The 16097-nt window shown below is 56.3% G+C and carries 14 protein-coding genes; 13 read left to right on the top strand and 1 reads right to left on the bottom strand.

Features of this window, described 5'->3' with window-relative positions; all coding sequences use genetic code 11:
- Positions 1 to 89: 89 nt before the first annotated feature.
- The 7 genes from ampG to FQK12_RS15780 all read left to right on the top strand — a co-directional run bounded on the left by ampG (position 90) and on the right by FQK12_RS15780 (position 8189).
- On the top strand, positions 90 to 1565 hold the full coding sequence (gene ampG / locus FQK12_RS15810) for a muropeptide MFS transporter AmpG (RefSeq protein ID WP_014228180.1): 1476 nt from the start codon (positions 90 to 92) through the stop codon (positions 1563 to 1565).
- Between the two features lie 480 nt (positions 1566 to 2045).
- Positions 2046 to 2993: a cytochrome o ubiquinol oxidase subunit II gene (cyoA, locus tag FQK12_RS15805; RefSeq protein ID WP_014228179.1), complete on the top strand. Its 948-nt coding sequence runs from the start codon at positions 2046 to 2048 to the stop codon at positions 2991 to 2993.
- 19 nt (positions 2994 to 3012) lie between these two features.
- Entirely contained in the window at positions 3013 to 5004 is a 1992-nt protein-coding gene (gene cyoB / locus FQK12_RS15800) for a cytochrome o ubiquinol oxidase subunit I (RefSeq protein ID WP_004129794.1), read from the top strand.
- Positions 4994 to 5605: a cytochrome o ubiquinol oxidase subunit III gene (locus tag FQK12_RS15795; protein WP_004099525.1), complete on the top strand. Its 612-nt coding sequence runs from the start codon at positions 4994 to 4996 to the stop codon at positions 5603 to 5605. The genes cyoB and FQK12_RS15795 overlap by 11 nt, the downstream gene beginning before the upstream one ends.
- A complete protein-coding gene (locus FQK12_RS15790) occupies positions 5605 to 5934 on the top strand; it encodes a cytochrome o ubiquinol oxidase subunit IV (RefSeq protein ID WP_004099523.1) in 330 nt (109 codons plus the stop codon). Before FQK12_RS15795 ends, FQK12_RS15790 begins: the two co-directional genes overlap by 1 nt.
- 11 nt (positions 5935 to 5945) lie before the next feature.
- Positions 5946 to 6833: a heme o synthase gene (cyoE, locus tag FQK12_RS15785; RefSeq protein WP_004129778.1), complete on the top strand. Its 888-nt coding sequence runs from the start codon at positions 5946 to 5948 to the stop codon at positions 6831 to 6833.
- Positions 6834 to 7889: 1056 nt separating this feature from the next.
- The gene (locus tag FQK12_RS15780; protein ID WP_014228178.1) at positions 7890 to 8189 is read left to right on the top strand and encodes a hypothetical protein; all 300 of its coding nucleotides are present in this window, start codon (positions 7890 to 7892) and stop codon (positions 8187 to 8189) included.
- Positions 8190 to 8290: 101 nt separating this feature from the next.
- Here FQK12_RS15780 and FQK12_RS15775 read toward each other — a convergent pair whose 3' ends face one another.
- Complete coding sequence (locus tag FQK12_RS15775) at positions 8291 to 9049, bottom strand: IclR family transcriptional regulator C-terminal domain-containing protein (RefSeq protein ID WP_014228177.1); 759 nt, start codon at positions 9047 to 9049, stop codon at positions 8291 to 8293.
- Positions 9050 to 9202: 153 nt separating this feature from the next.
- Between FQK12_RS15775 and FQK12_RS15770 the strand changes: the two genes are divergently transcribed.
- The 6 genes from FQK12_RS15770 to FQK12_RS15745 all read left to right on the top strand — a co-directional run bounded on the left by FQK12_RS15770 (position 9203) and on the right by FQK12_RS15745 (position 16004).
- The gene (locus FQK12_RS15770; protein WP_014228176.1) at positions 9203 to 10024 is read left to right on the top strand and encodes a shikimate dehydrogenase family protein; all 822 of its coding nucleotides are present in this window, start codon (positions 9203 to 9205) and stop codon (positions 10022 to 10024) included.
- A complete protein-coding gene (locus FQK12_RS15765; protein ID WP_014228175.1) occupies positions 10021 to 11697 on the top strand; it encodes an FAD-dependent oxidoreductase in 1677 nt (558 codons plus the stop codon). Before FQK12_RS15770 ends, FQK12_RS15765 begins: the two co-directional genes overlap by 4 nt.
- Positions 11698 to 11710: 13 nt before the next feature.
- Positions 11711 to 12031, top strand: coding sequence for an NIPSNAP family protein (locus FQK12_RS15760; RefSeq protein WP_014228174.1), 321 nt, complete (start codon positions 11711 to 11713; stop codon positions 12029 to 12031).
- Positions 12032 to 12041: 10 nt separating this feature from the next.
- Positions 12042 to 13745 (top strand): FAD-dependent oxidoreductase, encoded by a 1704-nt coding sequence (locus FQK12_RS15755; protein WP_014228173.1) that lies wholly within the window; start codon positions 12042 to 12044, stop codon positions 13743 to 13745.
- Positions 13746 to 13810: 65 nt separating this feature from the next.
- Entirely contained in the window at positions 13811 to 14629 is an 819-nt protein-coding gene (locus tag FQK12_RS15750; RefSeq protein ID WP_014228172.1) for a sugar phosphate isomerase/epimerase family protein, read from the top strand.
- A 10-nt stretch (positions 14630 to 14639) separates the two neighbouring features.
- Complete coding sequence (locus FQK12_RS15745; RefSeq protein ID WP_014228171.1) at positions 14640 to 16004, top strand: MFS transporter; 1365 nt, start codon at positions 14640 to 14642, stop codon at positions 16002 to 16004.
- Positions 16005 to 16097 lie beyond the last annotated feature (93 nt).

Genomic DNA, 16097 nt, shown 5'->3' with positions numbered 1-16097 from the left:
AGGACACCAGCATTCACGATTTCATCAAGCAAAACGCGCGTTAATTGAAGTCGCAGACCCGGCCTCGCGCCGGGTCTGCACGACATGCCATGTCTAATCATTACTTACGCATTTTCACGCAGCCAAAATCAGCTATCCTGCTGATCCTCGGTTTTGCCTCGGGACTACCGCTCGCCCTCACCTCCGGCACGCTGCAGGCGTGGATGACCGTTGAAAACATCGATCTGAAAACTATCGGTTTTTTCTCGCTCGTCGGCCAGGCCTACGTCTTTAAGTTCCTCTGGTCGCCGGTGATGGACCGCTATACGCCGCCGTTTCTCGGCCGTCGTCGCGGCTGGCTGCTGGCGACCCAGTTTCTGCTCCTTATCGCCATTGCGGCGATGGGTTTCCTTGAACCGTCCACGCAGCTGCGCTGGATGGCGGCGCTGGCGGTGGTCATCGCCTTTTGTTCCGCCTCGCAGGATATCGTGTTTGACGCGTGGAAAACTGACGTGCTGGCCGCGGAAGAGCGGGGCACCGGAGCGGCAATCAGCGTGCTGGGCTATCGTCTGGGGATGCTGGTCTCCGGCGGGCTGGCGCTCTGGCTGGCCGATCGCTGGCTGGGTTGGCAAGGGATGTACTGGCTGATGGCCGCGCTGCTGATCCCCTGCATTATCGCCACGCTGCTGGCGCCGGAACCCAGCGACGTTATTCCGGTGCCGAAAACGCTGGAGCAGGCCGTTGCCGCACCGCTGCGCGACTTCTTCGGCCGCAATAATGCCTGGCTCATTCTGCTGCTGATTGTCCTTTATAAGCTTGGCGACGCGTTTGCCATGAGCCTGACCACCACGTTCCTGATTCGCGGCGTCGGTTTCGATGCGGGTGAAGTGGGAATGGTGAATAAAACGCTCGGCCTGTTCGCCACGATTGTCGGCGCGCTTTACGGCGGCGTGCTTATGCAGCGCCTGACGTTGTTCCGCGCGCTGCTGATTTTCGGCCTGCTGCAGGGGGTATCCAACGCCGGATATTGGCTGCTCTCAATTACCGATAAGCACCTTTTCTCCATGGCGACGGCGGTGTTTTTCGAAAATCTGTGCGGCGGGATGGGCACCGCGGCGTTCGTCGCGCTGCTGATGACGCTGTGCAATAAATCGTTTTCGGCCACCCAGTTTGCCCTGCTCTCAGCCCTCTCTGCCGTTGGGCGCGTGTATGTTGGCCCCATCGCCGGCTGGTTTGTTGAAGCCCACGGCTGGCCTACTTTCTATCTCTTTTCCGTCGTCGCCGCGGTACCGGGGATTGTGCTGCTGTTAATTTGCCGGCGTACGCTGGAACACACCCAGCGCTCAGAAAGCTTTATGCCCCGCACGCGCTTTCCACAAACCTACGGGCTGGCATTGATTATTCTGGCTGCTGGCTGCCTGATGCTGGCGATATGGCTGCTGCTGCTGACGCTCAACGCGCTGGATTACACCAATTTCTCCTTCCTTGCCAGCCTGCTTGAGATCGCTGTGCTCACCGCCATTGCGGGTATTTTACTCGGCGCCTTCCTTGACTATCTGGCATTACGTAAAACCGAGCTGATTTAAATCAGCGCAGAAACGTACGTGGACGTTGTAATTACCAAACGTAATTATAACGTCTTATTAACGATTTTATATTCATCGTAGCCGATTTGTTGTTTTGTGCGTTTTAGATTTCTGGAAATTATTGACAATTTTTATGCGAATCTTTAAATAATTTAACCGATTCAGCTTTGCAGGTTTTATTTTCCGCTTTTACGATGTCTTTTATTTGATAATTAATTGTTAATTATTTGTGTTGTTTTGCGGGTAGTTATGCTCATTCTCTTATAAAGCCTTTCGTTCTTATCCCTTTCGTTATCAATCCCGCCTAAATCAAGGTTTGCAAGCGATAATGTCACACTCCGTAACATATGTGACAGGGCAAGCAGAAGCCGCTAACATAGAGCAGACACAGCTCCAACTATGTTTACAGTAATGCAACCTTCCCGTAAAATGCCCGTACACTTTAAGCGCCACCAGATTCCGTGGAATTGAGGTCGTTCAATGAGACTTAGGAAATACAATAAAAGTTTGGGATGGATGTCATTAATCGCAGGCACTGTATTACTCAGTGGTTGTGATTCTGCACTCCTCGACCCAAAAGGACAGATTGGACTGGAGCAACGCTCTCTGATTCTGACGGCCTTCGGCCTGATGATGATCGTCGTTATTCCAGCCGTCTTGATGGCAGTAGGATTTGCCTGGAAGTATCGTGCGAGCAATAAAGATGCGAAGTATAGCCCGAACTGGTCACACTCCAACAAAGTGGAAGCTGTGGTCTGGACGGTTCCTATCCTGATCATCCTGTTCCTGGCCGTTCTGACCTGGAAAACCACTCACGCATTAGAGCCGAGCAAACCGCTTGCTCACGATGAGAAACCTATCACTATCGAAGTCGTTTCGATGGACTGGAAATGGTTCTTCATCTATCCGGAACAAGGCATTGCTACCGTCAACGAAATCGCCTTCCCGGCGAACGTACCGGTACACTTTAAAGTGACCTCCAACTCCGTGATGAACTCGTTCTTTATCCCACGTTTAGGTAGCCAGATTTACGCAATGGCCGGGATGCAGACTCAGCTGCACCTCATCGCGAACGAAGCTGGTACTTACGACGGTATCTCCGCCAGCTATAGCGGCCCGGGCTTCTCAGGAATGAAGTTCAAAGCTATCGCCACGCCGGATCGTGCAACCTTCGATCAGTGGGTAGCGAAAGCCAAACAGTCTGCGAACGCCATGGACTCCATGGAAACGTTCGACAAACTGGCTGCGCCTAGCGAATACAACAAAGTGGAATACTTCTCTAACGTGAAACCAGATTTGTTTAAAGATGTTATTAACAAATTTATGTCTCACGGTAAGAGCATGGATATGACCCAACCTGAGGGCGAGCACGCAGCGCACGAAGGAATGGAAGGCATGGACATGAGCCACGCGGAAACCGCTCACTAAGGGGCCGAGGAAGAAAACGATGTTCGGAAAACTTACACTGGATGCAGTGCCCTACCATGAACCCATTATTGTGGTTACGGTGGCTGCAATTATCATTGGGGGACTGGCGCTTCTGGCGGCCATCACTTACTTCGGTAAGTGGTCCTACCTTTGGAATGAGTGGCTGACTTCGGTTGACCACAAACGTCTCGGTATCATGTACGTTATCGTAGCAATCGTCATGTTGCTGCGTGGCTTCGCTGACGCCGTTATGATGCGTAGCCAGCAGGTGCTGGCCTCGGCCGGGGAAGCAGGCTTCCTGCCGCCTCACCACTACGATCAGATCTTTACCGCCCACGGCGTTATCATGATCTTCTTCGTAGCGATGCCGTTTGTTATCGGTCTGATGAACCTGGTGGTTCCGCTGCAGATCGGCGCGCGCGACGTTGCCTTCCCATTCCTTAACAACCTGAGCTTCTGGTTCACCGTTGTGGGCGTGATTCTGGTTAACCTCTCTCTGGGCGTCGGTGAATTCGCGCAGACCGGTTGGCTGGCCTATCCGCCGCTCTCGGGAATTGAGTACAGTCCGGGCGTCGGGGTCGATTACTGGATCTGGGCTCTCCAGCTATCCGGTATTGGTACAACGCTCACCGGTATTAACTTCTTCGTAACGATTATCAAGATGCGTGCCCCTGGCATGACCATGTTCAAGATGCCGGTGTTTAGCTGGGCATCTCTGTGCGCCAACATCCTGATTATCGCCTCCTTCCCAATTCTGACCGTCACCGTCGCGCTGCTGACCCTGGACCGCTACCTGGGCACCCATTTCTTTACCAACGATATGGGTGGCAACATGATGATGTACATCAACCTGATTTGGGCCTGGGGTCACCCGGAAGTGTACATTCTGGTTCTGCCGGTATTCGGTGTCTTCTCCGAAATCGCCGCAACCTTCTCGCGTAAGCGTCTGTTTGGCTACACCTCGCTGGTATGGGCAACAGTGTGTATTACCGTTCTGTCGTTCATCGTTTGGCTGCACCACTTCTTTACTATGGGTGCGGGCGCGAACGTAAACGCCTTCTTCGGTATTACGACCATGATCATCGCTATCCCGACCGGGGTTAAGATCTTCAACTGGCTGTTTACCATGTACCAGGGCCGTATCGTCTTCAACTCAGCAATGCTGTGGACGATTGGCTTTATCGTGACCTTCTCCGTAGGGGGTATGACCGGCGTACTGCTGGCGGTACCGGGCGCAGACTTCGTGCTGCACAACAGCCTGTTCCTGATCGCGCACTTCCATAACGTCATCATCGGCGGCGTGGTGTTCGGTTGCTTCGCAGGTCTGACCTACTGGTGGCCGAAAGCCTTTGGCTTCACCCTGAACGAAACCTGGGGCAAACGCGCTTTCTGGTTCTGGATCATCGGCTTCTTCGTGGCGTTTATGCCGCTGTACGTACTGGGCTTCATGGGCATGACCCGTCGCCTGAGCCAGCAGATTGACCCGCAGTTCCACCCGATGCTGGTTGTTGCAGCCTGCGGTGCGGCGCTGATCGCTTGCGGTATTCTCTGCCAGCTGATTCAGTTCTACGTTTCTATCCGCGATCGCGAGCAGAACCGTGACCTGACCGGCGACCCGTGGGGCGGCCGTACGCTGGAGTGGGCAACCTCTTCTCCTCCGCCGTTCTACAACTTTGCTATCGTTCCTGTCGTTCACGAGCGTGACGCGTTCTGGGAAATGAAAGAAAAAGGCGACGCGTATAAGAAACCGGCTGGCTATGAAGAGATTCATATGCCGAAAAACAGCGGCGCGGGCATCGTTATTGCTGCTTTCGCAACGGTGTTTGGTTTCGCAATGATCTGGCATATCTGGTGGATGGCGATTGCAAGCTTCGTCGGTATCCTGGCGACCTGGATTATTAAGAGCTTTGACGAGGACGTGGATTACTACGTGCCGGTTGCAGTAGTCGAAAAACTGGAAAATCAGCATTTCGATGAGATTAACAAAGCAGGGCTGAAAAATGGCAACTGATACTCTTGCGCATAACGCCCACGCGCACGAACACGGGCACCATGATACAGGACCGATGAAGGTATTCGGTTTCTGGATCTACCTGATGAGCGACTGCATTATCTTCGCCACTCTGTTCGCTACCTATGCCGTTCTGGTGAACGGCACGGCGGGCGGTCCGACCGGTAAAGATATTTTTGAACTGCCGTTCGTTCTGGTTGAAACCGCGCTGCTGCTGTTCAGCTCCATCACCTACGGCATGGCGGCTATCGCCATGTACAAAAACAACAAGAGCCAGGTGGTTTCCTGGCTGGCGCTGACCTTCCTCTTCGGGGCTGGGTTCATCGCGATGGAACTCTATGAATTCCATCACCTGATTGTTGAAGGTATGGGCCCGGATCGCAGCGGCTTCCTGTCAGCGTTCTTCGCGCTGGTCGGCACCCACGGTCTGCACGTGACCTCTGGTCTGATCTGGATGGCGGTGCTGATGGTTCAGGTTTCTCGTCGCGGCCTGACCAGCACTAACCGCACCCGTATCATGTGCCTGAGCCTGTTCTGGCACTTCCTGGACGTCGTGTGGATCTGCGTGTTCTCTGTTGTATATCTGATGGGGGCGATGTAATGAGTCATTCTACCGATCATAGCGGCGCTTCTCACGGCAGCGTGAAGAGCTACATGACAGGTTTCATCCTGTCGATCATTCTGACGGTTATCCCGTTTGCAATGGTGATGAGTGGATCTGCATCGCATGCGGCTATTCTGGGAACCATCCTGGTTACTGCGGTTGTGCAGATTGTGGTACACCTCGTGTACTTCCTGCACATGAACAGTAAATCGGACGAAGGTTGGAACCTGACCGCATTTATCTTCACCGTAATCATCATTGCTATCGTAGTTGTCGGCTCCATCTGGATTATGTGGAACCTGAACTACAACATGATGATGCACTAAGAGCGGCGAGTATGTTTAAGCAATACCTGCAAGTAACGAAACCAGGCATTATTTTTGGCAACCTGATCTCCGTGATTGGCGGTTTCCTGCTGGCCTCCAAGGGCCACATCGACTATCCGCTTTTTATCTGGACGCTCCTCGGAGTATCCCTGGTGGTCGCCTCGGGTTGTGTTTTCAACAACTATATCGACCGTGATATCGATCGTAAGATGGAACGGACGAAAAACCGGGTGCTGGTCAAAGGGCTGATCTCGCCAGAAGCTTCGCTGGTATACGCCACCCTGCTGGGTATTGCTGGCTTCATGCTCCTGTGGTTTGGCGCGAATCCCCTGGCCTGCTGGCTGGGGGTGATGGGGTTCGTGGTTTATGTCGGCGTTTACAGCCTGTACATGAAGCGCCACTCCGTCTACGGCACGCTGATTGGTTCTCTCTCCGGCGCTGCGCCGCCGGTGATTGGCTACTGCGCGGTTACCGGTGATTTTGACAGCGGTGCCGCAATTTTGCTGGCGATTTTCAGCCTGTGGCAGATGCCTCACTCTTACGCTATCGCGATTTTCCGCTTCAAGGATTATCAGGCAGCGAATATTCCGGTGCTGCCGGTAGTGAAAGGCATTTCGGTGGCGAAAAACCATATCACCGTTTACATCATCGCTTTCGCCGTTGCCACGCTGATGCTCTCCCTGGGCGGCTACGCTGGATATAAATATCTGGTTGTCGCTGCGGCGGTGAGCGTCTGGTGGCTCGGAATGGCGCTGCGCGGTTATAAAGTGGCGGATGATAAAGTCTGGGCGCGTAAGCTGTTCGTCTTTTCCATCGTGGCCATTACCGCGCTGTCGGTGATGATGTCCGTCGACTTTATGGTGCCGGATTCACACAACCTGCTGACCATGGTCAGATAGTATCTCTCAATGGCGTATCGCGCGATACGCCATTACTTATTTCCCCCTGTTAATCTCTCATCGCCGATAGTGGTCAATCATTCACTCCTCCCCTTTCTATTATTCTGAGATTGTGCCCCCTGCCCTCTCAATGCTTTCTCTGTCCGTAGCTAAATTCCGCCTCAGCGTCCTCGATCAAAAACCCTCCTCCGGATACGCCTTTCTCCACTTACTGCCGGAACGGGTTTAGCCATACTGAGGCGATAATAGTCACGCAGTACTGCCAATTCGTTTTGACTAATAGCTGCATCAGATTAATCAGCAGCCATTCATTATCCTGCAGTTATCGTTTATTTAGATGAATTAGCCTTTTGTTTAACAAATGATCGCTAAACATGGTTTGTCCATAGCGGACAGCGATGGTATCTATTGAGAGATGAATCCCGCTACCGCGCTGAGTGGTTTAGCTGAATATATACGCTAAATTAATTTATTGTACGCAATATAGTAGAAGAGACATACCCCGAACTTTTTGTTTCTTCGAACGCTGGCGTCATTCCGGGTTAACAAGGCATTGTTAAGCCCTCGTTTACTCAGCGGGCTGCGCTTCCGTCATTCCCGGTGGGCGAATGTGAAATCGAAAATAAACATATTAACGTGGGGTATGACACCAGGGCGATGTTCTCTTGCCCTCCCCTTCCCCGCGCGAGCTGCCTCTCTTTTGCCATGAATATTGTTCTGCCCGGTTCATATAGCATCTATAGTGCACAATATTAAAGTTTTAAATGGGAAAATAACACCCTGTCTTATCTCCCCTCTTTAACCACGCTCAGCGCATTCTTCTTTATAGCGGCTGTCACGCCAATTCACATTAAAGCCAGCCGGCCCGAATAAAAAATTCACACTCATGACTCAAGCCGTTATCACTGAAGATAATCTTCATTTTATTAAGTTTGTATGAAATTAAATATTTCACACATTAACACTCTGGATTAATTTAATTTAAGGGTGTTAGTATTTCTTCCGTGGGTAATAGCCCCACTAATAACAATTAATCAGACTTAACAAGGAATACCAATGAAAGAATTAACTATTGGCGAAATGGAATCTATTTCTGGTGGTTTTAATCTGCTCGGTTTTGCTAACAGCATTACCAGCTTTATTGTTGATAATGGAAACTATCTGAGCGATTTTATTACCTCAGCAGGTGCCACTATCGCCAATGCCATCGTTAACGATACCGTTGAGTTCGCTAAATTCCTTACCGGCGCATCTGACTGGGAGAACTACGTTGCCGCAAGCAATGAGAACTGGAGCAATGCTGTGCACAACCTGTCGGGCGAGTGGAACACTTTCACTAACAGCATCACCGCCTAATATCGGTTAGTCATTCCCGGGGCAGGATTCTTCCTGCCCTTTTTTTGCCTACCGTAAGCCCTCTCGGCACGAAGATGAGAGAATCGTCTGCGCCTCTGGTTTTAACCCACCAGCATCGCCTGAGCGCTATAGAGCAAATCCAGATGATCGCGGCATAGTGCCTCAATCGAGGTTCTTGACTGATGGCTGGTTAAACTCAGCGCTCCCCAGTATAGCCCTTCCCGATCTGACAGCGGCACGGCCAGGACCAGCATGCCAATTTCAAACTCCTGCTCAATCGCGGCGTATCCCTGGCGACGAACCTGAGCGATCTTTTCCATTAACGCCGCCACGTCCGTCACCGTATAGGGCGTACGCTGCTCGCGGCGGATCCGCTGCAAAACGGTTTCACACTCGGCTTCCTCTAACGAAGCCAGCCATAGTCGCCCTCCGGCAGTACAGTAAATCGGCACTCTCTCCCCCAGACGCACTGAAGTCGAGTTAAACGGCGTGTGTTTACTGCGGGCGATATACACCAGCTCATCATCATCGATCACGCCGACCGAAGCGTGCTCTTCCGTCCGGCTGGCGATGTACTCCACGATCGGTCGTACCATGCGTGGGAACTGCGCCGAATCGACATACGCCTGCCCCAGCCTTAACGCTTTAGGCGTTAGCCAGTAATGGCGTCCGTCGGTTTGCAGATAGCGCTCATGCAGCAGGGTAAGGAAAAAGCGCCGCGCGGCGCTTTGCGTCAGGCCGCTCATTTTCGCCGCCTGCGGCACGGTGAGCCGGGGGAACTCTTTTGAAAATAGCTGGATCAGCGCCAGCCCTTTTTGCAGGCCGACGATCAGATCGCGGGTATGAATCTGGTTTTGCATACTTGTTCACACTTTCGCAACAATACAATCAGTTTAGCGCGATTATCGCAGTGGTAGTGCGATTAACAACCAGTATGGCCGAATTCTGCGTTGTCGCTCTCAGCTTCCGCTGAAATACTTTCACAACATTCATTTAACAAAATGAGGTTTGAAATGGTCAGTGGATTCACTCAGGTCGTCGCCGTCATCGGCCACCCGATTACCCAGGTTAAGTCGCCGGAGAATTTCAACCGCTTCTTTGCTGACCAGCAGATGGACAGCGTCATGATCCCGGTTGATATCGCCCCCGAAGCCGTTGCTGACTTTCTGCAGGCCCTGCGCGGCTGGCACAACATGAGCGGCGTCCTGGTCACCGTTCCGCACAAACAGCGGGCCGCCGCCCTGGTCGACGAGTTATCCCCGCGAGCTCAGCACCTTAATGCCATTAACGTCATCCGTAAGCTGGCCGATGGCCGTTTACAGGGCGATATGCTCGACGGCGTCGGTTTTCAGCTTGCCGCAGAGGCGCACGGCTTTAGCGCCGGCGGTAAAAAGGGGCTGCTCTCCGGCTGCGGCGGCGTCGGCAGCGCTATCGCGTGGGGGCTTTGCGAAGCGGGCATCCGCCAGTTGGCCCTTTATGATCAGAATCCCGCCACCCTTCAGCTGCTGCATAACCGGCTGGCCACCCATTTTCCGCACGTTCATCTCGTCGACCTGCCCGCTACGCTTGCCGGCCTGGATTTGCTGGTGAATGGTTCCCCGGCGGGAATGGCCGGTTTCGAGCCGTTGCCGCTGCCGCAGTCGCTGCTGGAAACCCTTCCGCTATCCACGCATGTCGCCGACGTGGTGACCGCCCCGATCATCACCCCGCTCCTCGCCTTCGCCCGGGATCGCGGCTGCGCGATCCAGACCGGGCCGGAGATGGCGCTGGCGCAGATGAAACTGATGGGGCAATTCATCGGCGCCATTGCGCAGGAACAAGGAGCGGCGGCATGAAAAGCTGGGATGTCATCGTTATCGGCAGCGGCGCCGCAGGCTTTGCCGCGGCGGTGACCGCCAGCTGTAAGGGACTGTCGGTGCTGATGCTGGAAAAAGCCCCGCAGTTTGGCGGCACCTCCGCCATTTCCGGCGGCGCGGTGTGGATCCACGATAGCGATCAGGCGCGGAAAATGGCCGTGGGCGGCAGCCCGCAGGCCATCGAAACCTATCTGCGGACGATTATCGGTGAGCCTCATTATCGTCAGGATCTGGTGGATGCCTTTATCGCTTCAGGGCGCGAGGCGCTGGCGTTTCTTGAAAAAGAGGGTGCGGTGAAATATAGCCTGCGCCCGCTCTCTCCGGATTATTACCCGGATGAGCCCGGCGCCGTCGATGTCGGGCGGGCGCTGGAGGTGGTGGAGTTTGACGGACGGGAACTGGGTGCGCATTTTCGCGACCTCCGCTCTCCCCCACCGGGAATGCTGCTGTTTGGCGGGATGATGGTTAACCGGGTTGATATCCAGCACTTTCTCGATATGCGCCGCTCCCCGCGCTCGTTCGCGCACTGCTGCAGACTGCTGCTGCGCTTCGGTCGCGATCGCCTGCGGTACCCTCGCGGTACCCGCCTGGCGATGGGCAACGCGCTGATCGCCCGCATGGCGACGCTCGCCTTTCGCAAAGGTATGCAGCTCAGGCTCAACGTCAACGTGCTTTCGCTGAGCGAACGCAATGGCGAGGTGACCGGTGTAGTAATTGAGCGCGAGGGTCAAAAGCAGGCTCTTGAAGCCCGCTGCGGGGTGGTACTGGCGGCGGGTGGTTTTGCCGCAGGCAGGCTGGCTGAACGCTATCGCCCCCAGACCCGCGAGCACTACACCATGTCCCCCGCCGCCAACGACGGCGCCGCGCTGCGCCTTGCCGCCGCGGTCAATGCCCGGGAAGGGGCTGACCTGCCGTCTAACTTTTTCTGGGCGCCGGTCTCGGTTTTACAGCATCCCGACGGCACGCAAGAGCGCTTCCCTCACCTGGTCACCGATCGCGCCAAACCCGGGGTGATTGCCGTCAACCAGCGCGCGGTGCGCTTCGTGAACGAATCTAACTCTTATCACCACTTCGCCAGCGCCATGCAAAGCCGGGCAGAAAATGCGCCCTGCTTTCTGATTTGCGACGCCCTGGCCATGAAGCGCTACGGCCTCGGCCTGGCGCGCCCTGCCCCGGTCAATAACGACGCGCTGGTGAAAGCGGGCTATCTGCATAAGGCCGATACGCTGCCTGAACTGGCGCAGCGGCTCGGCCTGGATCCGCAGACGCTCGCTGACACGGTGGCACGCTACAACCGCGATGCCGCTCAGGGCCTCGATCCGGCGTTCACCAAAGGCGGCAACAGCTATAACCGCGCGATGGGCGACCCCGGCCACCGGCCAAACGCCTGTAACGCTCCGCTGACCCGCGCGCCGTTTTATGCCGTCACCCTCTATACCGGCGATCTCGGTACCTCGCGCGGCCTGGTCACTACCGCCGATGCTCAGGTCATTAACCAGCACGGTGAGCCGATCAAAGGCCTCTATGCCGTGGGTAATGATATGGATTCGATGATGGCCGGAACCTACCCCGGCCCAGGTATTACGCTCGGTCCGGCGCTCACCTTCGGCTATCTCTCAGCCAGCCATATGGCGCAACAACACGCACTATAAACAGGAGAAAATCATGATCTATGAAAAACGCACCTACACCATCAATCCGCTGAAAATGGCCGACTGGCTGGCGCTGTACAAAAGCGATGCTTACGCCGTGCAAACCGAGCACCTCGGTAAGCTCATCGGCTTCTTCTTTACCGAAATTGGCGTGGTCAATCAGGTGGTGCATATCTGGGCCTATGAAAGTCTGGACGATCGCCTGGCGCGTCGGGCGCGCATGACGCAGGACGAACGCTGGCTGACGTTCTCGCGCAAAAACCGCGAGCTGGCCGCCGTCGAGCGCCTGGAGTCGGTGCTTCTGCGCCCCACTGATTTTTCACCACTGCAATAAGGAGAGGGTCATGAGCGGGCAGATGAACGTGGATGTTCTGGTCGTCGGCTCCGGCGCGGCGGGGCTCTCTGCCGCCGTCACCGCCGCGCTCGGCGGCGCCAGCGTACTGGTTGCGGAGAAAGAGTCGGTCATTGGCGGCACCAGCGCCTGGTCCGGCGGCTGGCTGTGGATCCCGCGTAACCCGCTGGCTCGTGAAGAAGGGATTGAAGAAGAGCCGGGCGCGCCGCTCGCTTATTTACGCCATGAAATGGACGGTGAGCCTGCCGATGCGCGTCTGCTTACCTTCTTACAGTACGGACCGGAGATGATCGACTTTTTCCGCCGCCGTACCGCCGTGCAGTTTCTTTCCGGCAGCAAAATGCCCGATTTTCACGCTTCACCGGGCGCTGCGCTGGGCGGCCGCTCGGTCACGGCGCAGCCTTTTGACGGACGGCTGCTGGGCGACTGGCTGCATCGCCTGCGGCCTCCGCTGGAGACCATCAGCCTTGCGGGTATGGGCATTGCCGGCGGCACGGACATGGCGCACTTTTTCAACGCGACCCGCTCACCGGGCTCGGCGCTGTATGCGACCCGCCGCCTGCTGCGTCACGGCTGGCAGCGGCTGCGCGCCGGTCGCGGACAGCATCTGGTTAACGGCAACGCGCTGGTCGCCCGCCTGCTGCGTTCGGCGCTGGATGCGGGGGTTAATTTTCAGCTTAACGCGCCGGTAGAACGTCTGCTTACCGACAACAACGGCGTTGCTGGCGCGATATTACGCAGCGACGGCGGCGCGCTGGAGGTTCGCGCCTGCGCGGTGATCCTCGCCTGCGGAGGCTTTCCTCACGACAGGCAGCGTCTGGCCGAAAATGTGCCGCACGCCGCCAGCGGCTACGGCCACTTCTCCGCCGCGCCCCCGGGCAATCAGGGGGATGGCATTCGGCTCGGCGAAGCGGTCGGCGGCCAGTTTGATACCTCACTCAGGCACGCCATGGCCTGGGCGCCGGTGTCGCGCGTTACCCTCGCCAGCGGGCTGCAGCTGCCGTTCCCGCATCTGGTTGAGCGCGCCAAGCCCGGCTTTATCGCCGTGTTGCCCAACGGTAAACGCTTCACCAATGAGGCCGACTCTTATCATGATTTTATTGCCGCACTGCTGGACGCGACGCCGCCGGGCGAAACGCCGCAGGCGTGGCTAATTGCCGACGGCCGTGCGCTGCGGCGCTACGGGTTGGGCCATGCTCGCCCCTTCCCGTTTACCCCCGAGGCCTGGCGACGGACCGGCTATCTGTACGTGGGTGAGACGCCGGAAGCGCTGGCGAAAACATGCGCCATCAATCCGCAGCAGCTAACGGAAACGATCGCCCGATTTAACGGCTTTGTAGACCAGGGAGAGGATAAGGATTTTCGGCGCGGCGCCTCGGCCTATAACCGCGCGCAGGGTGACGCCAGCCGCTCGCCCCACCCCACGCTCGGGAAACTCAGCCATGGGCCTTTTTATGCGGTACGCATATTGCCCGGCTCGCTGGGTTCCTTCAGTGGATTAATCACCGATGAAAATGCCCGTGTTCTCAACGCCCAGCGGCAGCCGATCCAGGGGCTTTTCGCCATCGGCAACGATATGTCGAGCGTGATGCGGGGATTCTATCCCAGCGGCGGTATCACGCTGGGCCCGGCCATGACTTTTGGCTATCTGGTCGGAAAAAACCTGGCAGAAAATCTCAATAAAACAACACAGTAAAAGCATTCCACCAGGGACGGCAATACGCATAACAACAATCACCTGCAACTGTACTGGAGTCCTTTATGAACATGCGAACCCTCTCACTCGCCGCGCTTACCCTCCTCGACGTTCCGCCGCCGGAACAGGTACGCATTGCGGCCCAGACCGGATTCACCCACGTTGGTCTGCGCCTGCTTCCCGCAACCCCATCAGATCCGGATTACGACATGCTCGGCGACACCGCCGCCGTACGCGATACCCTGGCGGCGCTGATGGAAACCGGCGTTCGCGTTTCGGACGTTGAGATCGTCCGCCTGACGGCAGATTTTTCATTGGACGCTCGTTTGCAGCTTTTTCTGACGACCGCCGCGCGCCTTGGCGCAAAGCAGGTTTTAGTCGCCGGAAACGATGAAAACAGGACGCGCAGCGCAGAAAATCTCGCTCGTCTTGCCGAAGCCGGCCAGGCGTATGGATTAACCATGAACCTGGAGCCCATGCCCTGGACCCACCTGCGCACCATTGCCGAAGCCCGGGCGCTCATCAACGCCAGCGGCCGCAGCGATATCGGTATTTTGATTGACGCTATTCACTTCTGGCGGGCCGGCGAATCCCTGTCCACGATCGCGGCGCTACCGCAAAATTGCCTCAACTATATGCAGCTTTGCGATGCCTTACCGCAACCCCCCGCTGACGAGCAGGAGCTGATTTACCAGGCCCGCGCCGCGCGCCAGGTCCCCGGCGAAGGCGGACTCGACCTGCACGGTCTGATGGCGGCGCTTCCGGCCACGCTGCCGGTATCCATCGAGGTCCCGTTAAGCGGCGCTCGGGGTGCGCTACCGGCGCTCGCTCGCGCTCAACTGCTGTTTAACGCCGCGCAGTCCTACCTGCGCCCTTGCGCATAAGGAGAGTCCCATGACACAGACTCAACGCCTGGACGTCAGGGAGTTAATCAACGCCAATCCGCTAAGCCGCTTTCAGAAGCTGGTGGTGTTTTTAGGCTTCTGCGTTATCGCGCTGGACGGCTTTGATATCGCCATCATGGGTTTTATCGCCCCGACGCTGAAGCAGGAATGGGGAGTAAGCAATCACCAACTCGGTTTTGTCATCAGCGCCGCGCTGATAGGCCTGGCGCTGGGGGCCATTTTCTCCGGGCCGCTCGCCGACTGGCTGGGACGGAAAAAAATTATCATTAATAGCGTCTTCTTCTTCGGCTTCTGGACCATCGCAACCGCCCTTTCACAAAATATTGAGCAGATGATGGTTTTCCGCTTCCTGACCGGGCTGGGATTAGGCGCCGCCATGCCGAATATCGGCACCCTGGTGTCAGAGTATGCGCCGGAGCGCCAGCGCTCGTTCCTGATTACAATTATTTTTTGCGGCTTCACCTTTGGCGCGGCGGCGGGCGGTTTCTCCGCATCCTGGCTAATCCCGCAGTTTGGCTGGCACTCGCTGATGCTGCTTGGCGGGATCCTCCCGCTGCTGTTCGCTCCGGTCCTGATCTGGCTGTTACCGGAATCGGTGCGTTTTCTGGTCGTTAAGCGCGCGCCTGCCGAACGTATTCGGCGGATTATGCAGCGCCTCTATCCGGGACAAATCCCCGATGAGGCCGAGTTCAGCCTCCCGGCCCAGCCCGTCCAGGCAAATGCCATGCGCATCGTTCTCTCCCGCCAGTATCGCTTCGGTTCGATGATGCTCTGGCTGGTTTACTTTATGGGCCTTTTTTTGGTTTACCTCCTCGGCAGCTGGCTACCGACGCTGGTAAAAGAGGTGGGCTTAACGGTCGGCCAGGCGGCGGTAATGACCGCAATGTACCAGGCGGGAGGAACCCTTGGCTCGCTGTTTGCGGGCTGGCTAATGGACCGGATCAACCCACATCGGGCGCTCGGGCTGATTTACGCGGTTGGCGGCCTGTTTACGATGGCGATGGGCTATGCCGCGGCAAGCTTTGCGCTCATCTGCCTGCTGGCATTTATCAGCGGAGCCTGCTTAAACGGCGCCAATACCGGCATGAACGCGCTCTCCGCCCGCTACTATCCTACCGAAGCACGGGCTACCGGCTCCAGCTGGATGCACGGCGTTGGCCGCATGGGCGCGATCCTGAGCGCCTTTGCCGGGGCGGAGATGCTGGCGCTGAATATCAGCTTCGAAAGCGTTTTCCTGATCCTTGGCATTCCCGCCGCGATAACCGTCGCCGGGCTGGCGGCCAAAGGTATTTTCGCGGCTGGCCCGACGGCAAGGGCCACCGCGTCAACCGCGCCCGTCAGAAGTACATTTTAAACGTTGACGCTAAGGCGGGCGTGTTTCAAAAACACGCCTGCCAAAAAAAGAAAAATTAATTTCATTTAAATGAACAATGAAAAATAAAAATGC

The sequence above is a fragment of the Klebsiella sp. ME-303 genome, from assembly GCF_007910085.1.
Lineage (GTDB): Bacteria > Pseudomonadota > Gammaproteobacteria > Enterobacterales > Enterobacteriaceae > Klebsiella > Klebsiella michiganensis.
The sequence above is the reverse complement of the archived record's forward strand: the minus strand, read 5'-3'. Positions and strand labels throughout refer to the sequence as shown.